The organism is Actinomadura gamaensis, assembly GCF_042652125.1.
GTDB lineage: Bacteria > Actinomycetota > Actinomycetes > Streptosporangiales > Streptosporangiaceae > Spirillospora > Spirillospora gamaensis.
The window spans coordinates 124,418-146,874 of record NZ_JBHSIT010000006.1; the positions used below are offsets into that span (position 1 = coordinate 124,418).

Sequence of the window (22,457 nt, forward strand, 5' to 3'; positions counted from 1 at the left end):
GCCGGAACCCCCCGGAGGAGGCGAACATGGCGGGATCGGAACTGGAGCGGCTCGTCCGCAACTACTACGAACTGGTGGACGCCGACCGGCTGGACGACCTGCTCGCGCTGTTCGACGACGAGATCGTCTACGAGCGGCAGGGCACGCCGACCATCGTCGGGATCGACGCGCTGCGCCGGTTCTACCGGGAGGAGCGGGTCATCGCCTCGGGCACGCACACCCTGGACCAGGTGCTGCCCGGCGAGAGCTGGGTCGCGGTGCGCGGCGGGTTCCGGGGCCGGCTGCGGGACGGCTCGGCGGTGGACCTCCGCTTCACCGACTGGCACCTGTTCCGCGCCGGGCGGATCGTGCGCCGCGAGTCCCTGTTCCCCGGCCGGACGGTCTGACCCGTCCGGCCGGGGAACCGACCGGGGCGGTTGGCCTGGTGCCGGAGACCGGCCGGAACTAGTAGATCGACGCCCCGAACGCGCTCAGCGCGGCCGTGACGGGCTGGAAGAACGTCGTCCCGCCGGAGGAGCAGTTACCGCTGCCGCCGGAGGTGAGGCCGAGCGCGGTGTTGCCCGCGAACAGCGAGCCGCCGCTGTCGCCGGGCTCGGCGCAGACGGTCGTCTTGATGAGGCCGCGCACGGTGCCCTCGGCGTAGTTGACGGTCTGGTTGAGCCCGGTGACGGTCCCGGAGTGGACGTGCGTGGTGCTGCCGCTGCGGTACACGGTCTGCCCGACGGACGGGGTCGCCGCCGAGGTGATGTCGCGGAAGCCGGGGTAGAGGTCCACTCCGCCGGTCGTGTCGGACGGCGTGGACGCGTACTTCACGATGCCGTAGTCGGTGCCCGGGAAGCTGCTGCCCGCCGTCGGGCCGAGCAGGGCGGTCTTCGCCGAGTTGGAGTACCAGTTGCCGCCGAGGTTCGTGCAGTGCCCGGCCGTCAGGAAGTAGTAGGCGCCGCCCTTCTTGACGTTGAAGCCGAGCGAGCACCGGTACTGGCCGGTGTAGATCGCGTCGCCGCCCGCGGTGAACAGGTGGTAGGCGCCCGCGACGCGCTCGGTGCGGACGGCCTTGCCCTGCCTGGCCGCGGCGGCCTTCACCTTGGCGAGCTTCGCGCCGGTGACGGTGCTGTCGATGGACAGCACGACCTGGCCGGTCTTCGGGTCCGCGCCCCAGGCGGTGCCGGGGACGGAGGCGTCGCGCTGGAGCGCGGCCATGACCTGCTGCGGGTCGGGGTGGGTGCCGCCCTGCGCGTGCGCGGCGGGGACGGCGGTGGCGGTGAGGAGCGCGGCGGCCGACCCGATCAGGGCGGTGCGGCGGGCACGCGGGTGCGGGGTACGCACGGGGAGCCTCCCGGGGGGAGCGGATGCGTCCCGGATGACGCATCCGGAGTGAGCCGAGCATCCGTGACCGGGAAGCCGTCCGCCTAGGGACGATCATGCTTATCTCGGGGCGGGGGCCTTGGCGGAAAACGTTCGGGATAATCCGGGAGAAACGGGCATGGTTACGGGTTTGACAGTTGTAGTCGAATCGGGGCCGGACGCGCGGACCCGCTGTCCGACAGCGGTCCGGGACGGGCCTACGCGGCGTTCGCGGCCGGACGTATCGTCGAAGGCGGCGGGGGCGGCAGCAGGCCACGGGAACCACCCCGCCCCCGGCCTCCGCCCGTTGGAGTCGCCATGGGCATCGAGATCCGGGTGGAAGGGCTCAAGAAGTCGTTCGGCCGCCAGGTCGTCTGGGAGGACGTCACCCTGACCGTCCCCGCCGGCGAGATCTCCGCGCTGCTCGGGCCGTCCGGCACCGGCAAGTCGGTCTTCCTGAAGAACCTGGTGGGCCTGCTCCGCCCGGACCGCGGCCACGTCTACGTGGACGGCCGCGACGTGCCCCGCGTCCGCGAGCACGAGCTGTACGAGGTGCGCCGCCGGTTCGGCGTCCTGTTCCAGGACGGCGCGCTCTTCGGCTCGATGAACATCTTCGACAACATCGCCTTCCCCCTGCGCGAGCACACCCGCAAGAGCGAGTCGGAGATCCGGCGGATCGTGCTGGAGAAGATGGACATGGTCGGCCTGACCGGCTCCGACGACAAGCTGCCCGGCGAGATCTCCGGCGGGATGAAGAAGCGCGCCGGGCTCGCCCGCGCGCTCGTCCTCGACCCCGAGGTCATCCTCGCCGACGAGCCCGACTCGGGCCTCGACCCGGTCCGGACGGCCTACCTGAACCAGCTGTTCGTCGACCTGAACGCCGAGATGGGCGCGACGTTCCTGATCGTCACGCACGACATCGGCACCGCCCGCGTCCTGCCCGACAACCTCGGCCTGCTGTTCCGGCGCGGCCTGGTGATGTTCGGGCCGCGCGAGATGGTCCTGTCGAGCACGCACCCGGCGGTGAACCAGTTCTTCAACGCCCGCCGCGAGGGCCCGATCGGTATGGCCGAGGAGAAGGACACCGCCGAGCTGGAGAGCGAGGGCGAGGCCCCGAAGGCGCTGCCCGCGCCGATCCTGCCGCAGCTCATGCCGAGCGACGGCCGCGTCCGGCCGTCCATGCGGCGGCCGGGGGAGTGGCTCGCGGCGCACCACGTCCAGCCGCCGCCGGGCTCGTTCGTCGACGAGGTCGGACGGGACTGGCTGAAGGACTGGGATTCCCTCACCTCCGCGCGCCGACGGCCCGAATAGCCCGGCGAACAGGGACAATAGGGGCGTGACCCTGCTGCTGAACCGCTCCGCTCTGGAACGCCTGCTCGACCCGGCCACGATCCTCGCCGCGCTGCGGGCCGGGTTCACCGCCGGACCCGGCGACCTAGCGGCGCGCCGGGTGGTGACCCCGCTGCCCGGGCCCGGCAGCGCCACCGCGCTCATCCCGGGGCTGGTCACCGGCGTCCCCGCGTACACGGTGAAGGTCAACGCGAAGTTCCCCGCGTCCCGGCCCGCGCTGCGCGGCGTCGTCTGCCTGCACGACCTGGAGTCGGGGGAGCTGCTCGCGCTGCTCGACTCGGCGACCGTCACCGCCTGGCGCACCGGCCTCGCCGCCGCGCTCGGCACCGACGCGCTCGCGCGCCGGTCCGGCGGACGGGTCGCGGTCGTCGGCGCGGGCGCGCAGGCCGACCTGGTGCTGCGCGGCCTCGCCGAGCTCCGGCCCGTCACCGGCCTCACCGTCACCGACCTCGACGCGGGCCGCGCCGCCGCGTTCGCCGAACGGCACGGCGCGCGGCTCGGCGTCCCGGCCGTCACCGCGGCCGACCCGCGCGACGCCGTCCTCGGCGCGGACGTCGTGATCGCCGCGACCTGGGCGCGCCGGCCGCTGCTGCACGCCGCCGACATCGCCCCCGGCACCCACCTCACCTCGCTCGGCGCGGACGAGCCCGGCAAGTCCGAACTGGCCCCCGACCTGCTCGAACGCGCCCGCGTCGTGGTGGACGACGTGCCCCTGGCGGTCGAGATGGGCGTGCTCGCCGGCGCGGGCCTGTCGGTGCGGCACGCGGCCGGGACGCTCGGCGACCTGCTGCGCGGCGAGGTCCCCGGCCGCGTCCGCGACGAGGAGATCACCGTCTACGCGCCGGTCGGCCTGCCCTGGCAGGACCTCGCGTTCTCCTGGGCCGCCTACCGCGCCGCGCGCGACGCCGGCGCGGGCACGCCCTTCGACTTCCTCGGCTGAGCGCTCCTCGGCTGAGCGCTCCTCGGCCGAGCGCTCCTCGGGTGAGCGCCTTCGGCCGGGGCCTCCTCGGCCGAGCGGTCGGGCCGTCCGGGACCTCGGTCCCCGGTCCAAAGTCCGATACCGCCCCTCGCGGGCCCTCTCTAGGTTGGGATCATGACCACTTCCCCTGATGTCGCGCTCGTCCTCGGGCCGGGCGGCCCGGTCGGCACCGCCTGGCTGCTCGGCCTCGGCAACGGCCTGCGCCGCGCGGGTGCCGACCTCGCCCGCGCCGGCCTGATCGTCGGCACCTCGGCGGGCGCGATCGCCGGGGCGGCCCTCGCCACCGGCCGCGACCTGGACGAGGTGGCCGAGATCCCGGCCGGCGAGCGGACCGGCGACCCGGCGGTGATGCCGCGCGTCCTGGAGATCATGAACGCGCCGGGCGCGGACCCGCGCGCGTCGCTGCGCCGCGTCGGCGAGATCGCGCGCGAGGCCGCCGCGCTGCCCGCCGAGCGGCACCTGGCGTCGATGGAGTGGCTCGCCGGGACGCGCGAGTGGCCGGACGCCCGGCTGCTGATCACCGCCGTGGACGTCGCGGCGGGCGAGCCCGTCGTCTGGACGCGCGACAGCGGCGTCCCGCTGCACGCGGCCATGGCGTCCAGCAGCGCGGCGCCCGGCGCGGTCCGTCCCGTGGAGATCGGCGGGCGCGAGTACATCGACGGCGCGTTCGGCGGCGGATCGAACGTCCACCTCGCCGAGGGCGCGGGCGCGCTGATCCTCATCGAGCCGATCGCCCACCTGATGCCCGGTCCGGACGGCGGCGCCGACGTGCGCATCCGGCCGGACGCCGCCGCGCTGGAGGCGTTCGGCCCGGACCTCGGCGACCGCGCCCGCTGGAACGCGGTCTACAAGGAGGGCCTGCGCCAGTCCGCCGACGTGGCCGGGCCGCTGGCCGCGCTCCTGCGCTAGCGGCCCCGCCTCCGCAAAGGGGTCAGCGGTTGACGCGGGGCCGCTGCGAGGTGAGGTGCCAGCCCGCGCAGGTCGGGCAGCGGTAGGCGCGGGTCTCGGTCTTGTCCCGGTCGGCGCGGCCCTGGCGCTGGATCGTGGCGAGGGCCAGCGTCGCGGCGATGCGGTCCCGGAAGCGGACCTTGCCCGTCGGGCAGCGGGTGGGGACGCGGTACCGGGTTCGGCGACGGGACATCGGAACCACCTCCGGCGCGAAGGGTGATGGTTCCGGTGTACCTCAGGATGCGGCCGAAGTCCCGACTTCTCCCGCGAGATCCGCGAGAAGACGCGAGATCATATTGAAACACGTTCTCATTCGTGTTGGAGTTGGGGCGTGATCTGGGACCGCTTCCGTCTCGACGGCCGCGTCGCCGTCGTCACCGGCGCGGGCCGCGGCATCGGCGCCGCCTCGGCCGTCGCGCTCGCGCAGGCCGGTGCCGACGTCGTGCTCGCCGCCCGCACCGAAGAGCAACTCCGCAAGGTCGCCGCCGAGGTCGAGGCGGCCGGACGGCGCGCGCTGGTCGTGCCGTCCGACCTGTCCGACCCGGCCGCGTCCGCCGAACTCGCCGCCCGGGCCGCCGACGCGTTCGGACGGCTCGACGTCGTCGTCAACAACGTCGGCGGCACGATGCCGCAGGCCTTCCTCGACACCGGGCCGGACACGCTGGAGGAGGCGTTCCGGTTCAACGTCTCGGGCGCCCACGCCCTGACGCGCGCCGCCGTCCCGCACATGCTCGCGGCGGGCGGCGGATCGGTCGTCAACATCGCGTCCGCGATGGGACGCATGGCCGGGCGCGGCTACCTCGCCTACGGCACCGCGAAGGCCGCGCTCGTCCACTACACCCGGCTCGCCGCCTGCGACCTCGCGCCGCGCGTCCGCGTCAACGCGATCGCCGTCGGATCGGTCGCGACGTCCGCGCTGGACATCGTCATGACCAACGACGAGCTGCGCGGACAGATGGAGGCGAACACGCCGCTGCGCCGCGTCGGCGAACCGGAGGAGGTCGCCGCGTCCGTCCTCTACCTCGCCTCGCCCGCCGCCGGCTACGTCACCGGGACCGTCCTGCGCGTGGACGGCGGGACCGACGTGCCCAACCTCGACCTCGGACTGCCCGACCTGGAGGCCCGGCCATGACCCACCGCGTCGCCCTCTGGGGCACCGGCAACGTCGGACGGCACGCCCTCGCGGGCATCGTCGCCCGGCCCGACCTGGAGCTCGTCGGCGTCTGGACGTCCACCCCGGCCAAGGCCGGCCGGGACGCCGGCGAGCTGTGCGGGCTCGAACCCGTCGGCGTCGCCGCCTCCGGCGACGAGGCGGAGATCCTCGCGCGCGGCGTCGACTGCGTCGTCTACACCTGCATGGCCGACGTCCGCCTCCAGGAGGCCCTCGACGACCTCGCCCGCCTGCTGCGCGCCGGCGTGGACGTCGTCTCCGCGAGCCCGGTGTTCCTCCAGTTCCCGGACCAGGTCATCCCGGACGAGATGATCGCGCCGATCCGCGCGGCCGCCGCCGAGGGCGGGGCGTCGCTGTTCGTGAACGGCATCGACCCGGGGTTCGCCAACGACGTCCTGCCGATCGCGCTGTCCGGGATCAGCGAGCGGATCGACCAGGTCCGCTGCATGGAGATCCTCAACTACGCCACCTACGACCAGGGCACCGTCCTGTTCGACATCATGGGCTTCGGCCGCCCGCTCGACGACACGCCGATGCTGCTGCTCCCCGGCGTCCTCGGGATGGGCTGGGGGAGCGTCGTGCGGCAGCTCGCCGCCGCCCTCGACGTCGAGCTGGACGCGGTCGAGGAGCAGCACGTCCGGCTGCCCGCCCCGGAGACGTTCGAGATCGACTCCGGGACGATCGAGAAGGGCACGGCGGCGGCGCTGCGCTTCGAGGTGCGCGGCATGGTCGCCGGACGGCCGGTCATCGTGCTCGAACACGTCACCCGCCTGCGCGACGACCTGGCCCCCGACTGGCCGCAGCCGTCCGGGAAGGGCTGCTACCGGGTGGAGATCACCGGCGAGCCGAACTACACCCTCGACCTGCGGCTCCTCGGCTCGGACGGCGACCACAACACGGCCGGGCTGAAGGCGACCGCGATGCGGATCGTGAACGCCGTCCCGGCGGTCGTCGCGTCCCCGCCCGGCCTCCTCACCGCCCTCGACCTGCCGCTGATCCCCGGCCGCGGCCTGGTCAGCCGAGGTGCTTGAGGCGGGGCCACAGGTCGGCCCAGCCCATCCGCTGCCCCCGGCACACCCAGATCGGCTTGCCCTGCTCCTGGTTCGAGAGGTCCACGCCGTCGTCGACGCGCCCGGCGCGCGTCACGGACGTCCAGTAGGGGAGCAGGGCGCCCGCCGACTCCGGGCCGACCACGATGGTCGGCCCGCCGGTCTCGGACGGCCGCCCGAAATACCAGAAGCCGTTGTGCCCGCTGTAGGCGCGCGGCAGCCCGAACCTGCCGCCGTACCGGTCGATCGCCCCGGCCTCGCCGTAGTTGCCGGTCAGCAGCGTCGCGCGGTCGCGGTCGGGCAGCGCGCGGTGGACGGCGGCGATCTGCTCGACGAACCGCGGCCACCCGACCATCTCGGCGGAGTCCACGTTGATCACCGGTTGCGGCGTCCGGTGCAGCCAGCGCACCGGATAGACCGGCAACGTGAGCGCGACCGTCACCAGCCCGACGGCGGCGACGGCGGGCGCGGTGAGCGACCAGCCCCAGCCGCGCGGCGCGCCGAGCCGCTCGACGTGGACCGCGCCCGCCGCCCACAGCGCGGGCCACAGCCCCGCCAGGTAGTACGGCTTGCCGCCGGTGGCCAGGAAGAACACCGCGAGCAGCAGGTACGCCCAGGCCAGGAAGCGGAACCGCCGCAACGGCCCGGGCCTCGCCAGCCGCCACAGCCCGTAGATCCAGAGCCAGGACGGCAGCACTCCCGTGAGCAGCACCTGGAACGGCACGAATCCGGGACGTCCGGCCATCGCGCCCGCCGCCTCGATCTTCCCCGCCATCCCGATCTGCGGCCATCCGTGCCGCGCCTGCCACACCAGGCTCGGCGCCGCCAGCGCCGCCGCCACCGCGACCCCCGCCCAGAGCAACGGCCGCCGCAGCACCTCGCGCGGCCCCGAGACCAGCATCCCGACGATGATCGCCGCCACCAGGAACCCGGCGAGGTACTTGACGTTCAGCGCCACGCCCGCGACGCCGCCGGCCGCGAGCAGCATCCGGTCGTCCCGCGTCCGCACCCACCGGACGGCCAGCCACACCAGCACCGTCGAGGCGAGCACGTCCGGGGACGCCGTGTAGAACGTGTGCCCGATCGCCACCACGAACGGGCAGATGGCGGTGAGCGCCGCGGTGAGCGTCTGCGCCCGCCGTCCGCCGCCCATCTCGCGGGCCGTCAGCGCCGCCGCGACGACCGTCCCCGCCGCCGCGAGCGCCGCCGGGATCCGCAGCACGGTCAGAGAGCGAGGCGCGATCTCCGTCATCACCCGCGTCAGGAACGGCAGCAACGGCGGCTGATCCGGATAGCCCCACGCGAGATGCCGCCCCGCGACCAGGAAGTACAGCTCGTCCCGGTGGTACCCGTACCGGGCCGCGACCAGCATCAGCAGGACGAACGTCCCGCCCGCCACGACCCCCACCGGCCGCCGCGCGAGCGGCGCGACATTCCCCGGCGCCTCAACTCCCGTTTCGGACATGCCCGCAAGCTATGCCGCTTTGTCCCCCGAACCACCCGGTTGACCACTCACGGCCGCCCCCGGGGCGCCTCACGCCGGTGGCTCGCGCCCGGCGTTCCGTGCTTGGTCTCGCGACCGCGTCTCGCTCCCGCCTCGCGCCCAGGAAGCACGGCGCGGCGTCAGAGGTTCTCGCGGTGGGCCAGCGCGGCGGCTTGCGTGCGGCTCGTGACGTTCAGTTTGGCCAGGATGTTCGACACGTGCACGCTGGCCGTCTTGGGGGAGATGAACAGCGTCGCCGCGATCTCCTTGTTGCCCATGCCCTTCGCGACCAGCTTCAGCACCTCGCGCTCGCGCGAGGTCAGACCGCTCAGCGGGCCCTGGTCGCGGGCCGTGTCGGCGGTCGCGCGGGAACGGTCGGGCTCGGCGAGGCGCGCCCTCGACCCCAGGTCGTGCAGGACACGCAGCAGCGGGCGCGCGCCGAGCCGCTCGGCGTCGGTGACGGCGGCGCGCCACTCGGCCGCCGCGGCGTCCCGGTCACCGTTCTCGGCCAGGGACTCGGCCAGCCGCCAGCGGGACCGCGCGACCTCGTAGACGAAGCCGTAGTCGAAGGCGTCCCGGACGGCCCGCCAGTGCTCCGGCTCGTCGGTGCCGTGCGCGCGCCGCCACTCGGCCTCGGCGCGGGCCAGCCAGGCCCGGCCCTCCGCGCCCATCCAGGCGTCGTGCCGTCCGTCCGGGGTGTGCGTGGCCGCGAACCGGGCCTTGGCCACCAGCTCGTCGGCGGCGGCGCGGGCCGCGGCCTCGGCGGCGGCGTCACCGGCCCGCCGGGCGAGGACGGCCCGGTCGGCGTGCGCCCACAGCCCCACCGCCGCGATCCGGATCAGCCCTGTGTCGGTCGGCCCGCTGGCCGCGAGGACCGTCGCGATGTGCGCGAGGGCCCCGGCCGTGTCGCCCTCCCACATCCGCTGCTCGGCGGCGAGCCCGCGCGCGACGTAGGTCAGCCACGCGTCGCCGTCCCAGAGCGGCTCGATCCACTGGAGCCGGTGCGTGGCGCACACGCTGCCGCGCGCCACGTCCAGGAACAGCGCGTAGGAGGACACGACCGCCTCGACGTCGCGCGCCACGCGGATGCCGAAGCCGTCCGCGATGCGGGCCGCCCGCTCCCAGTCGCCCTCGGTGTAGGCGATGAGGAACTGGAGGAACCGCAGGTTGATGCCGTAGGTCGCCCAGTCGAGCCCGTTGTCGAGGGTGAACCGGACGGCCTCGTCCGCCAGCGCGCGGGCGCGCTCCAGCTCGCCGATCTCGTACGGCAGCCGCGCCTCGGTGTACAGAGCGCGCAGCGTGACCTGCATGTTCGTCGACGTCCGCGCCAGCCGGACGGCCTCGGAGTACGCGCGCGTCACCTCCGGCCCCGGCCCGGCCGTCGCCTCGGTGTGCTGCCCCAGCGAGATCAGCGCGGCGGCCTCGGCGGACGGCACGTTCGTGGCGCGCGCCACGTGCAGCGTCTCCGCCGCCATCGCCGGAACCTCGTCGTACCGCTCGGGCGTGGCCAGCAGCGTCCGCACGTAGGTCGCGAGGATGCGCGCCCGCGCCGGGGTCGGCGGCTCGACGGGCGTGAGGTCGAGCGCCTCCTGCGCCATCGCGCGCGACTCGTCCAGCCGGTCGAGCTCGTGCAGGTAGTAGGCGAGCCGCTCGCGGACCTCCGCGCCGAGCGCCTTGTCGTCCGGATCGATCAGCGTCAGCAGCCGGCGCAGCCGCTGGACGGCCCGCCGCAGCTCCCCGGCCCGCGCCGACGAGCGGACCGCGGCCCACTCCAGATCGACCCGCTTCATCCCGGCGGACTCCTCCGCGCCGGGCACGGTGTCCCACAGCGAGAGCGCGCGGTCGTAGTGCTCGTGCGCCTCGTCCGGCGCGCCCATGCGCTCGGCGTCGCGGCCCGCCCGGACGGACGCGGCGAACGCGGTCGGCAGGTCGTGCGCGGCCATCGAGTGGTAGGCCAGCTCGGCCGCCGCGCGCGGCGGCCGGTTCCCGTCCGGGAGCGGCGCCTCGATCGGCGCCGCGGCCTGGAGGAACTGCGCGGCGAACGCGCGGTGCTGCCGGGTGCGCTCGCCGGGCAGCAGGTCGGCGTAGACGGCCTCGCGCAGCAGCGCGTGCCGGAACGCGTACCCGGCCATGCCGCTCGGCACGAGGATCTGGTGCGACACCACCTCGCGCAGCGCCTCACCGGCCGCGTCCTCCGGCAGCCCGGACACGCGGCGCAGCAGCTCGTCGTCCACGCGCCGCCCGGCGACGGCCGCGACCCGCACCACGTGCTGGGCGTCCTCCGACAGCCGCTCCACCCGCGCGAGCAGCAGATCGGCCAGCGCGGACGGCAGCTCCTCGTCGTCCACGGCCGCGAACAGCTCGCCCGCGTAGAACGGGTTGCCCTCCGACCTGCGGTGGACGCGCTCCACCAGGTCGGCGGGCGGTTTGGCGCCCGTCCCGGCCAGCGACATCAGGTACTCGGCCGTCTCGCCCGGCCGGAACGGCTTCAGCTCGACCGCCGACACGTTCGGCAGCCGCAGCAGCTCGGCGACGACCGGCCGCAGCGGATGCCGCCGGTGGAGGTCGTCGGTCCGGTAGGTGCCGACGAGGCAGACCCGCTCCCGCTGGAGCACCCGGCTCAGGAAGACCAGCAGGTTGCGCGTCGAACGGTCGGCCCAGTGCAGGTCCTCCAGGACGAGCAGGACCGGACGCTGCCCGCCCAGCTCGCCGAGCAGCGCCAGCGTCGCGCCGAGCAACTGCTGCCGTCCCAGGTCGGACGCCTCGTCGGGTGCACCGTCGCCGTCCGGCAGCAATCTTCGTAGGACGGGCCGTCCGGCGAGGGCGTTTTCTAGCGCGGCCCGCTCGTCCTCGGCGGATCGCGGGTCGCGGAGGGCCGTCCACAGGGCGTCCGCCAGCGGCAGGTAGGGCATCGACTCGCCGAGCGCGGCGCACTGGCCGGTCAGCACGGCGAAGCCGCGGGTTCGCGCGGTCGCGGTGAGCTCGGCCACCAGGTGCGACTTCCCGACCCCGGCGTCACCGCCCACCAGCACGACCCCGGCGTGTCCGGCGGCGGCGCGCTCCAACGCCGCCGTGAGCGCGCCGAACTGCGCCTTCCTGCCGATCAGCACCCTTTGCCGCACCTCCCAGACGATCGCCACAGTATGACATCGCCCCAGGACATTCCCCTATACCCAGGCCCCCGGCCCCCAAGGGGGCCGAGGGCCGAAGCATCCTCCTGAGCCGCCGCCCGGGAGACGGCTGGTCCGCGAACCCTCCGGGCCAAAACGCCGGGCCACGGGGGCCGGATTGCCCGGGCCGGACTGCGAGCCGCGCGGTCCACGTGGCGGGTCGCGCGTGCGTCCGGCCGCGTGCATCCGGCCGCGTGCATCCGGCCGCGTGCGTCCGGCCGCGAACGTCGGTCGAGGACGTCGAGGCGGGGCGGGCGGGTCAGGTGAGGGAGCCCACCAGCTCGCTGTCGGTCTCGGCGAGGGCGCTGGCCATGCTCTCCTTGGAGGAGGCGGGCTCGGGCTCCGGGTCCGGCGTCCGGCCGGGAGCGGGGGTGGGGGCGGGGACGCGGGTCGGCTCCGGGGCGGTGTCCGGCGCGTGCTCGGGGTCCTGGTCCGGCTCCGGCAGGGTCTCGGGCTCCGGGATGAGCGTCTGGTACACCCGCTCGGTCTCGTCGGCGATGCGCTCCCAGCTGTGGCGGGAGCGGGCGCGGTCGGCGGCGGCGATGGCGTAGCCGCGCCGCGTGGTCTCCTCGGCGAGCAGGGCGCGGACGGCGAGCCCGATCTGCCGCGGCCGGCCCGCCGGGACGTGCAGCCCGGTGATCGAGTCGAGCACGGCGTCGGCGTTGGTGCCGGTCGGGGTGACGACGGCCGGGACGCCGCAGGCCATGCCCTCCAGCGCCGCGGTCGGCGCGGGCTGGGCCGGGGCGAGGTTCAGCACGAGCCGGGCGGTGCGCAGCAGGCGCGGCAGGGAGCGGCGCGCGACCCGGCCGAGGAAGATCACCCGGTCCGAGACGTGCAGCTCCTTGGCGAGGACGGTCAGCCGGTGCACGGTCGGGTCGTTCTCGAGCTCCTCGCGCTCCGGGCCGCCGGCGATGGTGAGCTCGGCGTCCGGCACGTGCTGCAGCGCCCGGATCGCGGTCTCGACGGAGCCGTCCGACAGGTCCCGCGCCACCACCGCGAGCCGGTCCCGGTCGCCGCGCGGCATCGCCGGGCCGACCTCGGAGAACAGCTCCACGTCCACGCCGGGCGGAGTGATCTTGATCGACTTGCGCGGCACGCCCAGCCGGACGGCCACCGAGGCCTCTTCGGTGCAGCGTGCGATGACGATGGAGGCGCTCCGTCCGATGGCCCGCTCCAGCCGCGCCCGCGCGGGGTGGACGGTCCGTCCGGCGCGCGTCTCGGTGACCGCGAAACCGTGGAACGTCTGCGCGAAGGGGATGTCGAGCTCGCGGGCGACGGCGCAGGCGGCGAGGCCGCCGATCCAGCCGTGGGCGTGGACGACGTCGGGCCGTCCGGCGCCCGACCAGCGGCGGCGCAGCTCGTCGGTGAGCTCGCTCACGTGCTCCAGCAGCTCGTCGTCGGAGAGCGGGCGCTCCGGGCCCACGGTGAGGTTGTACAGGGTCGCGCCGGGCGAGAGCCGGGTGCGGCCGTGCGCGTCGGGGGCGCAGCGGCGCCCGTAGACCGAGACGCGGTGACCCGCGCCGCCCTCGTCCTCGGGGCGGCCCAGCGCACGTGCCAGGTCACGGACGTGCGAAACCTGGGAGTGGTCGCCGCTGAAGTCGGAAGCGGAAACGATGGCGATGTTCAGGGACCGACGCATGGGGACCTCCGGGTCAGCACATGGGTAACCGGGAGGTATCTGCGTCGTAGACACCTGTCGACAAGCAATGACCTGTGGAACGCGCCCCTGAAGGGTGCCGGCGGGGGGCTTTCCGTCCCCACCCGCGTTCAAGCGGTCACGATGACCATAGTCCCCGATCACGAGGACGGGCAAACGCGGGGTGGCGCGCCTCACACGGTAGTGGCGCGAAAGCGAGACTCTCCTCACCGACGCGTGACCCTCCCTTGGGGAGGTCGTGCCCTCACCGGGACCTGGGCCGTCACCTGCGGACATGCCCCGACGCCCGCCCCGTCCCGGGGGTCTCGCCCGGCCTCTCCGTCCTGCTTCTCGGCGTGTTTCGGTCAGGCTGAGGAACCGGGTGCGGGACGGCCCCGTCCAATCGGCATGCCGACTCCCCGCTCTCTCGCCGCCGCGACGTGCGCGGTCGCGCTGACCACCGGCCTCGCGGCGTGCGGCGACCAGGCGCCGAAGGCCCACGAGCTGCGCGGCGCCGTGACGAACGTCCCGCCCGGCGATCCCCGCCCCCTCGGACGCGCCGACACCGCGTTCGGTTTCGGACTGCTCTCGGCGTGGTGCGGAACCGACCCGAACGCCAACATCGTCCTGTCGCCGAGCAGCGTGGCGTCCAGCCTCGGCATGGTCTACCAGGGGGCGCGCGGCCGGACCGCCGCCGCGATGGCCCGCGCCCTGCGCCTGCCGTCCGGCGACCTGCTGCCCGGCCTGCGCGCGCGGACGCGGGAGATGCGGTCGCTCGACACCAAGAAGGTCTCGGTCAAGGTCGCGGACCAGGTCTGGGCCGACTCCGGCGTCCGGACCGACAAGGGCTACCTCGACAAGCTCGCCACCGGCTACGACGCGGGGCTGAAAACCCTCGACATCGCGCAGGACCCCGAGAGCGCCCGGAAGACGATCAACGCCCGGATCAAGGAGGACACCGGCGGCAAGATCCCCGAGCTGCTCGCGCCGGACCAGCTCAAACGCGACACCGGCTGGGTGCTCACCGACGCCGTGTACCTCAAGGCCGACTGGGAGACGAAGTTCGGGCACGCCATGCCCGGCCCGTTCACCGCCTCGGACGGACGCGCGGTCCAGGCGAAGCTGATGAGCGCCAAGACCCATTTCGGCTACGCCCATTCCGCCGGATGGACCGCCGTGGACCTTCCCTACGTCGGCGGACGACTCCGCATGACCGCCCTGCTCCCCGACACCTCCGCCCGCGGCTGCCCCACCCTGACCGGCGCGACGTTCGACCGGCTGACCGGCGCACTCGACACCGGCGCCGACGTGGACGTGACGATGCCCAAGGTGAACCTCTCGTCCCGCCGCGAGCTCACACCGCTGCTCAAACAGCTCGGCATGGCCGTCGCGTTCAGTGATGCCGCCGACCTCCACGGCATCTCGCCTGTCGCGCGCAAGATCGCTTTCGTCCAGCACGCCGCCACGCTCAAGGTGGACGAGAAGGGCACCGAAGGCGCCGCCGCCACCGGAAGCGGCGTCACCGCGCTCGCCGCCCCCGCCCCCAGCAAGCGGATCACCGTCGTGTTCGACCGCCCCTACCTCGCCGTCGTCCGGGACGGCAAGACCGGAGAACCGCTTTTCATGGCGCGCGTGGCCGACCCCACCCGACAATGAGCGGATGCTGCTCTGGTACGTCGCCTACGGGTCCAACCTGCACCGCGACCGGTTCCTCTGCTACCTGGCGGGCGGCCGTCCGGCGGGCGCGGCGCGCACCTACACCGGCTGCCGCGACACCCGCCCGCCGCTCGCCGACCGGCCCGTCCTGCTGCCCGGCGGGATCTACTTCGCGCTGACGTCCCTGGTCTGGGGCGGCGGCATGGCCTTCTACGACCCCGCGCTGGACGGCGAGACCCCCGCCCGCGCCTACCTGCTGACCGCCGGGCAGTTCAGCGACGTCCTCGCCCAGGAGATGCGCCGCGAGACCGGCGCCGACCTCGACCTCGCCCCCGCCGTCACCACCGGCCGCCAGACCCTCGGCCCCGGCCGCTACGAGACCGTCCTGAACGTCGGTGAGCTGGACGGACACCCCATGCTCACCTTCACCGCACCCCACGGCGCCGCCGACGCCGCGCTGAACGCCCCGTCCGCCGCCTACCTCGCCATGCTGTCCGGCGGCCTGACCGAAACCCACGGCTGGCCGCCGGAACGCGTGTCCACCTACCTGATGTCCTGTCCCGGCGTCCTTGGTACCGTTCGGCCATGAACGTCGGAGACGTGGTGGAAGACTTCGAGCTTCCCGACGAGACCGGCGCCCCGCGCCGCCTCACCGACCTGCTGAAGGACGGCCCGGTCGTGCTGTTCTTCTACCCGGCCGCCCTCTCGCCCGGCTGCACGGCGGAGGCCTGCCACTTCCGCGACGCCGCCGAGGAACTCGCCGACCTCGGCGCCCGCCCCATCGGCATCAGCGGCGACACCCCCGGCAAGCAGCGGGAGTTCGCCGACAAGCACTCCCTCGGCTACCCCCTGCTCTCCGACCCCGACGGCACCGTCCGAGCCCGCTTCGGCGTCAAACGCGGCTTCGCCCTGGCCCCCACCCGCCGCCAGACCTTCGTCATCGCCGAAGACCGCCGCATCCTCGAGATCATCAAGTCCGAGGTCCGCATGAACATCCACGCCGACCGAGCCCTCGCCGCCCTCCGCAACCGCTGACCTCCCCGCCCCAACCCGCCCTCCGCCCCAACCTGCAGCAATCCCCTCTCCCGACCGCGTCCGCCTCCTCGGCTTCGGAACGCCACGGTGCCGTGTTCATCCGCCGCTCGGCGGTGCTGTGCTCATCCGCCGCTCAGCGGTGCGGTGTTCATCCGCCGCTCGACGGTGCTGTGCGCATCCGGCGCTCGGCGGTGCGGTGCTCATCCGGCGCTCAGCGGTGCTGTGCTCATCCGGCGTGCGAGCGTGTTTCGACAGCGCTCGTCTAGCTTTTCAGCCGCGTCCGGCCCTCGTTCGCGGTGCCTCGGCTCTGTGCTTGCCCGGCGCGCGGGCGTGCTTTCTCGCCGCCCCGTCCCGCAACCGCACTCGTGTGGCGCGAGGCTCCCGTCGGGGCATTTTCCGGTCGCGCCCATCTTGTGCTGGCGTCGCCTCATCTCGCGGCGGCCCTCATGCGCCGCTCGTCTCGCGCTCGTGCGTGCTCGTGCGCCTCGGGCCGTACGCGGTGTCCCGTGGATCTTCCGGGTCGGGACGTCGCGGTGCTGTGCTCGCCAGGGCTCGGCCGCACCTGTCTCGCGGTCGCTTCGTCCTGCGGTTGCGCTTGTTCCGCGCTTGGCTCTTCTTCGGTGCTCGGTGCTCGGTGCTCGGTGCTCGGTGCTCGGTGCTCGGTGCTCGGCGCGCGTGTGCAGGCTCGCTTGGGCGGCGCCGGTTCGCGTCTCAGGCGGGTTTGTGCCGGGCTTGGAGTATGCGACGTGGGTGGCAGGGGCTGGGCTAGGACGGTCAGCACGGAGCCGTGCTGGTTGCGCCACCGGCCGATCCAGGTTGTGTCCGTCATGTCTCCCGGGTTGGTCGGTGGGGCGCGGCTGGGGGACCGAAGCGGGGCGGGGGCTGCGCTGTTCTCTCCCTCCGTCGTGGTGGTGGGGGCGGGCTTCAGGCGGGGGAGTCGGTGGGGGCGGGGAGATCGACGCGGGGGAGGAGGATCGCGGACGGGTGGGACGGGGCGTGGAAGATCTCCTGGTCCGCGGTGAGGTAGTCGGTGGCGGTGCCGATGGGGGCGCCGGTGCCGGGGTTGCGGGACACGCGCGGGTAGGCGCCGCTGCAGACCTGGACGCGGATGCGGTGGCCGCGGCGGAAGCGGTGACCGGCCGGCCAGAGTTCCACGGCGATGCGGCGGACGCCCTCGTCGTCCGGGTCCGGGGTGCCGGGGACGAGGCGGCGCATGCCCTCGCAGAGGTTGAGCGAGACGCCCTCCTCGTCCACGTCGCAGAGACGGACGACGAAGTCGGTGTTCTCCCGGTCGGAGCGGACCCAGAGGTCGGCCGAGACCGGGCCGATGATCTCCAGGTCGTCCGTCAGCTCGGACGAGGTGAAGGTGAGGACGTCGCGGCGGCGTTCGAGGCGCGCCTGGTCGGCGACGGGATGGTTGTCGCCGAGCAGGGTCGGGCCGCCCAGGAACGGGGTCGGGTGCTCGGGGTCGTACCGGTAGCGGTCCGGTTCGGACTCGGGCGGCGCGTCCGGGGACAGGCCGCCGTCCGGGTGCAGGTGCCAGCGCTCCTCGCGCATTCCGGGGACGGGCCAGTCGGGGAACTCGCGCCACTCGTTCGCGCCCGTGACGAACAGCCGGACCGGCATCTCGCGCAGGGCGGACGGGTCGTCCAGCAGGTGCGCGCGGAACCAGTCCAGCGACTCGGCCACCGAGCCGCGCATCATCCGGCCGTCCGCGTGGAACCACGGCCCGATGGTCAGGTACGGGCGGCGGCCGCCCGCGCGCAGGGCCGCGTAGTCCTTCATCTGCCAGGGCAGGAAGATGTCGTACCAGCCGCCGATCATGTTGACCGGCGCGGATACCTCCGACACGGTCCTGGTGAAGTCGCGCCGGTCCCAGAACGGCGTGTCGGGGCCGTGGGTGAGCAGGTCCTGGAAGAACTTCTGCTGCTCGCCGGTCGCGAGGACGTCCAGCTCCGCGAGCGGCTTTCCGGACAGCGCCGCCCGCCGGGCGCGGCGCGGCGACATGATGCCCGTGGTCACCCCCGACAGCGGGTGCTTCATGCGGGCGGTGAGGTCGACCCAGGTCAGCGCCGCCTCCAGGGCGAAGGTGCCGCCGACGTTCACCGCCTCGCGGAAGGACGAGGCGGTGACCTGCATCGCCAGCGCCCGCAGTTCCGGACCGGCCTCGGCGGCGACCGCCCACTGCACGTAGCCGAGATAGCTGGGCCCGTGCATCGCGAAGGTGCCGCCGAACCAGGGCTGCCGCTTCAGCCACTCGATGGTGGCGAGCCCGTCCTCGCGCTCGTCCAGCGGCTCGAAGACGCCACCCGAGCCGAAGCCGCCGCGCACGCTCTGCACGACCGCCTGGAACCCGTGGGACGCGAACGTCTGCCCGCACATCAGGCCGAACGGTCCGCGCCGTCCGTACGGTGACCGGACGAGAACGGTCGGCGGACGATCGACGCCCACCGGCGCGTAATGGTCGGCGAGCAACGTCACGCCGTCGTCCGTCGGAACCTCGAGGTCGCGCGTGACCTCGACCTTGTGAGGGCCGTTCCGCAGTCCGAGCGCCGTGACCCCCAGGCGGCGCAGCATCCCCGTACCTACCACTCTCACGATCGTAACCGCCCGTACCGACGCTCACGCCACACCCTCCTTCCCGGGCCGGACAGCTCATGTCCCGTTGACCCGAAGTACGCCCGCCGACCGGGCTACGATCGATGCTTTGTCCGGAGTTTTCGTGGTTTATGGAGGGTGCCGCAGCATGCCTGAGTGGCCCGGTTGGGAACCGATCATCGTCGCGGCGGGCGTCATGGTGGTCGCCCTGGTGCTGGCCGTCGGCCTGCGGCTGTTCGCCAAGCGACTGACCGCCCGGGCGGGGGACACCCGCTGGGCCTGGGACGACCTGGCCGCACGCCTCGTCTACGACCTGGCGATGCCGCTCTGCCTGCTCGGCGGCGCCTGGATCGCGGCGAACACGCTGAAGCTGCACGAGAAGACGCTGCTCGCGACGGGCCGCATCCTGACCGCCGCGACCGTGCTGATCGTGTCGCTCGCGCTCGCCCGGCTGACCGCCGGGATCATCGCCTCGGTCGCGCTCATCCGCCAGGGCACCGCCGCGAACGTCACCATCTTCACGAACATCAGCAAGGTCATCGTGCTGGGCGTCGGCGTCCTGGTGATGCTCCAGAGCCTCGGCGTCTCCATCACGCCCCTGCTGGGCGCGCTGGGCGTCGGCGGTCTGGCCGTCGCGCTCGCCCTCCAGGACACCCTGGCCAACCTCTTCGCCGGAGTGCACGTCCTGGCGTCCCGGACGATGGAGCCCGGCGACTACATCAAGCTGAGCAGCGGCCAGGAGGGCTACGTCGTCGACATCAACTGGCGCAACACCTCCATCCGAACCCTGTCGGACAACATCGAGGTCATCCCGAACGCCACGTTCTCCAAGACGATCCTCACCAACTACCACCGCCCCGCACAGGACATGTCGCTGCTCATCCAGGCGAGCTGCGCCTACGACAGCGACCTGGACCACGTCGAGAAGACGGTCATCGAGGTCGGCCACGAGGTGATGTCCGAGGTCGAGGGCGGCGTGAAGGACGCCGAGCCCCTCGTCCGCTTCCACACCTTCGCCGACTCCCGCATCCACTTCACCGTCATCCTCCGCACCGGCGAGTTCGGCGACCAGTTCCGCATCAAGCACGAGTTCGTGAAGCGCCTCCACCGCCGCTTCCGCCTCGAGAACATCGAGATGCCCCCGCCGACCCGCAAACTCCTCCTCCCCGAACCCCACACCGCCTTGTCCCCCACCTCCCACCTCACCGACTGACCCCAGCACCACCGCCCCACCGCCCCACCGCCGAGCCTCCCGCCCAGTTCCCCGCCACCAGCCCGCCCGCCCCAGGTCGCGCTAACCACCATGACCCGTCGCGCTACCCGTCGGCCCGAGGCCGCGTCATGCTCAGCGGCCCCGAGCCGTGGTGTACCCGTCCGCCTCAGGGCACGGAACGCTGCCACAGGGCGCGTCTCGCTCAGGCCCCCCCAACTCCGTGCGCTGCCCGTCGGCCCGAGGTCGCGTCATGCTCAGGTCTTTCGACCCGTTGCGCTTCCCCTCCGCCGGAGGCTGCGTCACGCTCAGCGGCCCCGAGCCATTGCGCTGTCCGCCCGCCTCAGGGCGGGGCACGCTCAGCGCACCCGGGCCGTCGCGTTGGGCACCACCGCTGTGGGCCGGTCCGGTCAGGAGCTGACGGCGGGGAGGAGCACGTTGTCGACCAGTTCGGCGAGGTAGGTGTCGGGAATCTCCTCTGAGACGAGCGTGCAGCGGTACATGACCATGGCGGGGCCGATCTCGGCGCACAGGGGCACGGCGGCGCTCGGACGGACGTCGCCGCGTTCGACGCCGCGTTCGAGGGCGGCGAGGAGCCGTTCCTTGAGCGGGGTGGTCACCCGCTGCCGGACGACGTCGCGCATCAGCTCCATCGACTGGTCTCCGTCCTCCTTGAGGACCTGGAAGGCCGTGCCGCGGGTGGCGTTCACGGCGTCCCGGTAGGAGCGCATCAGCTCCATCAGGTCGTCGCGGATGTTGTCGTGGACGGGGAGGTCCGCGGGCACCGGCAGGACGTGCTGGAGCGCGTCCGCGATCAGCTCCTCCTTGCTCGACCAGCGACGGTAGAGCGCGGCCTTGCCGGTCTGCGCGGCGGCAGCGACGCCCTCCATGGTCAGGCGGCGGAATCCGACCTCGGCCAGCTGGTCGAGCGCGGCGGTCAGGATCGCGCTCTCCAGGGCTTCGCCGCGCCGGCGCGTGGGCGCGTTCACCATCCCTGCCCTCCCCCTCGTCGGCCTCCCGCAGAGGAGACGTCCGCTTCGCGGGAAGAGCCGGCGGCACCGAGAGGGTACGCGGCAGCCTTGCAGGAGGGTTGCCTCTCGGGAGGACGAATCCAGCCGGGAGCGTCGCTCGGGGCGGTCGGGTCTTCCACGTCGGACCGGAAAATAGTGAACGCGAGCGTTCCCTTTCGTGTGGACGGGTGGTAGCTTCGCCGCATAGTGAACGCTGCCGTTCCTTAGATCCTGACCCACGGAGGTCGCCTTGTCGACTGTTCCGAGCGGACGGGTCAATGCCGCGGAGACCCCGGGAGTCTCCTCGTCACGACCGTCCTCCTCTTCCCCCCATCATCCCGGACTCGTGCTCGCGGTGATCGTCGGCTGCCAGCTCATGGTCGGCGTCGACTCCTCGGTCGTCACCATCGCGCTCCCGGACATCCGCAGCGCGCTCGGTCTGTCCACGGGCGGTCTCGCCTGGGTGCAGAACGGCTACACGCTCGCGTTTGGCGGGCTCCTGCTGCTCGGCGGACGAGCGGGCGACATCGTCGGACGCCGCCGCGCCTTCTGCGGTGGGATCCTGCTGTTCACGCTGGCCTCGCTGCTCGGCGGCGTCGCGTCGAGCGGCTGGACGCTGATCTTCGCGCGAGCGTTGCAGGGCGTCGGCGCGGCCCTGGCCGCACCCAGCGCGATGGCACTGATCGCCACGCTCTTCACCGGTGCCGCGCGAGTACGGGCACTCGGCGTGTCGTCCGCCGTGACCGGCGTGGGCGGCGCGCTCGGCATGCTGCTCGGCGGACTGCTCACTGACCTGTCGTCGTGGCGCCTGGTGTTCTTCATCAACCTTCCCATCGGTGTGGTGATCCTGCTGGCCGCGCCGCGAGTGCTCACCGAGACCTCGCGCCGGGCGGACGGGATCGACTTCATCGGAGCGGTGACGGGCACGCTCGCCCTGACCGCGCTGGTCTTCGGGCTGCTCCGGACCGGCCCGGACGGCTGGCACGACGCTCTCGCGCTGGGCGCGCTCGGCACAGCGGTCGCCCTGTCCGCCGTGTTCGTACTGGCCGAGTCGCGAGTGCCGCATCCGCTCGTCCCGCTCCGGATACTCCGGGATCGGAAGCGCGCGGGGGCGTACACCGCCCTGGCGGTGCAGGTCGCCGGAATGTTCGGCGGGTTCTTCTTCCTCACCCAGTACTTCCAGCAGAACCTCGGTTACGGACCGCTGGAGGCGGGAGCGGCGTTCCTGCCGATCGTCGGGACGCAGTTCGTGGTGCTGCGCTTCGCCCCGAGCCTGTTCGCGCGGTTCGGTGCGCGGACGCTCGTGTCGGTCGGTGCGCTGCTGATGACGGCGGCCATGCTCTGGCTGACCGCGCTCGACCCGCAGCAGGGCTACGCGCTCGGGCTGCTCGGCCCGTTCGTGCTGTACGGAGCGGGCGGCGGTCTCACGGTGATGCCACTGAACGCGACCATCCTGGCCAGCGTGCGATCTGAGGATTCGGGAGCCGCAGCGGGCGTCGCGCAGACGGTGTTGTGGTCCGGTGCGACGCTCGGAACGTCCATCATGGTGACGGTCTTCGACGCGTTCGCCGGACGCGACGGCCGCGCCGCCGGGCACACCGCCCGGCACACCACCGGACATCCCGCCGGACATCCGACCGGACACGTCTCAGGACACGTCGCCGGTTCCGCGCCCCTCGACGCGCTCGCCGCGACGTTCGCCACCGGAGCGGCCTTCGGCCTGATCGCCTTGTGCATCGCCTTCGTCACCCTTCGCTCGGCACGATCGTCGGCCTGACCCCGACGCTCGATCGGATTCGTGCCGGCGCCGTCCTCGAC

Annotated in this window: 18 protein-coding genes; 11 read left to right on the forward strand and 7 right to left on the reverse strand. The window is 73.4% G+C overall.

The annotated features are described in order from the left end of the window. Positions 1-26 precede the first annotated feature (26 nt). Positions 27-386 carry a nuclear transport factor 2 family protein gene (locus ACFPCY_RS21175; protein WP_378257694.1) on the forward strand — a complete coding sequence of 120 codons (360 nt, stop codon included), beginning with the start codon at positions 27-29 and terminating at the stop codon, positions 384-386. Positions 387-444: 58 nt separating this feature from the next. Here ACFPCY_RS21175 and ACFPCY_RS21180 read toward each other — a convergent pair whose 3' ends face one another. Continuing rightward, complete coding sequence (locus ACFPCY_RS21180) at positions 445-1,326, reverse strand: S1 family peptidase (protein WP_378257696.1); 882 nt, start codon at positions 1,324-1,326, stop codon at positions 445-447. 336 nt (positions 1,327-1,662) lie between these two features. On the opposite strand from ACFPCY_RS21180, the gene ACFPCY_RS21185 reads away from it, so the two are divergent. The 3 genes from ACFPCY_RS21185 to ACFPCY_RS21195 all read left to right on the forward strand — a co-directional run bounded on the left by ACFPCY_RS21185 (position 1,663) and on the right by ACFPCY_RS21195 (position 4,582). Next, a complete protein-coding gene (locus tag ACFPCY_RS21185) occupies positions 1,663-2,655 on the forward strand; it encodes an ABC transporter ATP-binding protein (protein WP_378257698.1) in 993 nt (330 codons plus the stop codon). Between the two features lie 25 nt (positions 2,656-2,680). Then, positions 2,681-3,634: an ornithine cyclodeaminase family protein gene (locus ACFPCY_RS21190; RefSeq protein ID WP_378257699.1), complete on the forward strand. Its 954-nt coding sequence runs from the start codon at positions 2,681-2,683 to the stop codon at positions 3,632-3,634. A gap of 153 nt (positions 3,635-3,787) precedes the next feature. Continuing rightward, positions 3,788-4,582: a patatin-like phospholipase family protein gene (locus ACFPCY_RS21195; protein ID WP_378257701.1), complete on the forward strand. Its 795-nt coding sequence runs from the start codon at positions 3,788-3,790 to the stop codon at positions 4,580-4,582. A gap of 22 nt (positions 4,583-4,604) precedes the next feature. Here ACFPCY_RS21195 and ACFPCY_RS21200 read toward each other — a convergent pair whose 3' ends face one another. Next, positions 4,605-4,814 carry a hypothetical protein gene (locus ACFPCY_RS21200; protein ID WP_378257703.1) on the reverse strand — a complete coding sequence of 70 codons (210 nt, stop codon included), beginning with the start codon at positions 4,812-4,814 and terminating at the stop codon, positions 4,605-4,607. 138 nt (positions 4,815-4,952) lie between these two features. Between ACFPCY_RS21200 and ACFPCY_RS21205 the strand changes: the two genes are divergently transcribed. Further along, positions 4,953-5,753: an SDR family oxidoreductase gene (locus ACFPCY_RS21205; RefSeq protein ID WP_378257705.1), complete on the forward strand. Its 801-nt coding sequence runs from the start codon at positions 4,953-4,955 to the stop codon at positions 5,751-5,753. Continuing rightward, positions 5,750-6,823 (forward strand): NAD(P)H-dependent amine dehydrogenase family protein, encoded by a 1,074-nt coding sequence (locus ACFPCY_RS21210; RefSeq protein WP_378257707.1) that lies wholly within the window; start codon positions 5,750-5,752, stop codon positions 6,821-6,823. Before ACFPCY_RS21205 ends, ACFPCY_RS21210 begins: the two co-directional genes overlap by 4 nt. Here the strand turns inward: ACFPCY_RS21210 and ACFPCY_RS21215 are convergent. The 3 genes from ACFPCY_RS21215 to ACFPCY_RS21225 all read right to left on the reverse strand — a co-directional run bounded on the left by ACFPCY_RS21215 (position 6,807) and on the right by ACFPCY_RS21225 (position 13,133). Then, positions 6,807-8,306 (reverse strand): glycosyltransferase family 39 protein, encoded by a 1,500-nt coding sequence (locus ACFPCY_RS21215; RefSeq protein ID WP_378257708.1) that lies wholly within the window; start codon positions 8,304-8,306, stop codon positions 6,807-6,809. The genes ACFPCY_RS21210 and ACFPCY_RS21215 overlap by 17 nt on opposite strands. A 158-nt stretch (positions 8,307-8,464) precedes the next feature. Further along, positions 8,465-11,434 carry a helix-turn-helix transcriptional regulator gene (locus ACFPCY_RS21220; RefSeq protein WP_378257709.1) on the reverse strand — a complete coding sequence of 990 codons (2,970 nt, stop codon included), beginning with the start codon at positions 11,432-11,434 and terminating at the stop codon, positions 8,465-8,467. Between the two features lie 319 nt (positions 11,435-11,753). Then, positions 11,754-13,133, reverse strand: a complete 1,380-nt coding sequence (locus tag ACFPCY_RS21225; RefSeq protein ID WP_378257711.1) for a glycosyltransferase — start codon at positions 13,131-13,133, stop codon at positions 11,754-11,756. A gap of 405 nt (positions 13,134-13,538) precedes the next feature. Here ACFPCY_RS21225 and ACFPCY_RS21230 point away from each other — a divergent pair, with 405 nt between their 5' ends. The 3 genes from ACFPCY_RS21230 to ACFPCY_RS21240 are packed head-to-tail and all read left to right on the forward strand — an operon-like array spanning position 13,539 to position 15,821. Continuing rightward, entirely contained in the window at positions 13,539-14,786 is a 1,248-nt protein-coding gene (locus ACFPCY_RS21230; RefSeq protein ID WP_378257712.1) for a serpin family protein, read from the forward strand. 4 nt (positions 14,787-14,790) lie between these two features. Continuing rightward, the gene (locus ACFPCY_RS21235) at positions 14,791-15,375 is read left to right on the forward strand and encodes a histone deacetylase (protein WP_378257714.1); all 585 of its coding nucleotides are present in this window, start codon (positions 14,791-14,793) and stop codon (positions 15,373-15,375) included. Next, on the forward strand, positions 15,372-15,821 hold the full coding sequence (locus tag ACFPCY_RS21240; RefSeq protein WP_378257716.1) for a peroxiredoxin: 450 nt from the start codon (positions 15,372-15,374) through the stop codon (positions 15,819-15,821). Before ACFPCY_RS21235 ends, ACFPCY_RS21240 begins: the two co-directional genes overlap by 4 nt. A gap of 924 nt (positions 15,822-16,745) precedes the next feature. On the opposite strand, the gene ACFPCY_RS21245 is transcribed toward ACFPCY_RS21240, so the two are convergent. Next, the gene (locus tag ACFPCY_RS21245; RefSeq protein WP_378257718.1) at positions 16,746-18,413 is read right to left on the reverse strand and encodes a CocE/NonD family hydrolase; all 1,668 of its coding nucleotides are present in this window, start codon (positions 18,411-18,413) and stop codon (positions 16,746-16,748) included. 154 nt (positions 18,414-18,567) lie between these two features. On the opposite strand from ACFPCY_RS21245, the gene ACFPCY_RS21250 reads away from it, so the two are divergent. After that, the gene (locus ACFPCY_RS21250) at positions 18,568-19,632 is read left to right on the forward strand and encodes a mechanosensitive ion channel family protein (protein ID WP_378257720.1); all 1,065 of its coding nucleotides are present in this window, start codon (positions 18,568-18,570) and stop codon (positions 19,630-19,632) included. A gap of 407 nt (positions 19,633-20,039) precedes the next feature. On the opposite strand, the gene ACFPCY_RS21255 is transcribed toward ACFPCY_RS21250, so the two are convergent. After that, a complete protein-coding gene (locus ACFPCY_RS21255) occupies positions 20,040-20,621 on the reverse strand; it encodes a TetR/AcrR family transcriptional regulator (protein WP_378257722.1) in 582 nt (193 codons plus the stop codon). A 364-nt stretch (positions 20,622-20,985) separates the two neighbouring features. Here ACFPCY_RS21255 and ACFPCY_RS21260 point away from each other — a divergent pair, with 364 nt between their 5' ends. After that, a complete protein-coding gene (locus ACFPCY_RS21260) occupies positions 20,986-22,416 on the forward strand; it encodes an MFS transporter (RefSeq protein ID WP_378257724.1) in 1,431 nt (476 codons plus the stop codon). Positions 22,417-22,457: the final 41 nt, after the last annotated feature.

Coding starts and splice junctions, on each gene's coding strand:
- ACFPCY_RS21250 (WP_378257720.1), top strand. CDS start 18,568: ATGCCTGAGTGGCCCGGTTGGGAACCGATCATCGTCGCGGCGGGCGTC.
- ACFPCY_RS21200 (WP_378257703.1), bottom strand. CDS start 4,814: ATGTCCCGTCGCCGAACCCGGTACCGCGTCCCCACCCGCTGCCCGACG.
- ACFPCY_RS21225 (WP_378257711.1), bottom strand. CDS start 13,133: ATGCGTCGGTCCCTGAACATCGCCATCGTTTCCGCTTCCGACTTCAGC.
- ACFPCY_RS21240 (WP_378257716.1), top strand. CDS start 15,372: ATGAACGTCGGAGACGTGGTGGAAGACTTCGAGCTTCCCGACGAGACC.
- ACFPCY_RS21195 (WP_378257701.1), top strand. CDS start 3,788: ATGACCACTTCCCCTGATGTCGCGCTCGTCCTCGGGCCGGGCGGCCCG.
- ACFPCY_RS21230 (WP_378257712.1), top strand. CDS start 13,539: ATGCCGACTCCCCGCTCTCTCGCCGCCGCGACGTGCGCGGTCGCGCTG.
- ACFPCY_RS21175 (WP_378257694.1), top strand. CDS start 27: ATGGCGGGATCGGAACTGGAGCGGCTCGTCCGCAACTACTACGAACTG.
- ACFPCY_RS21210 (WP_378257707.1), top strand. CDS start 5,750: ATGACCCACCGCGTCGCCCTCTGGGGCACCGGCAACGTCGGACGGCAC.
- ACFPCY_RS21215 (WP_378257708.1), bottom strand. CDS start 8,306: ATGTCCGAAACGGGAGTTGAGGCGCCGGGGAATGTCGCGCCGCTCGCG.
- ACFPCY_RS21235 (WP_378257714.1), top strand. CDS start 14,791: ATGCTGCTCTGGTACGTCGCCTACGGGTCCAACCTGCACCGCGACCGG.
- ACFPCY_RS21255 (WP_378257722.1), bottom strand. CDS start 20,621: ATGGTGAACGCGCCCACGCGCCGGCGCGGCGAAGCCCTGGAGAGCGCG.
- ACFPCY_RS21185 (WP_378257698.1), top strand. CDS start 1,663: ATGGGCATCGAGATCCGGGTGGAAGGGCTCAAGAAGTCGTTCGGCCGC.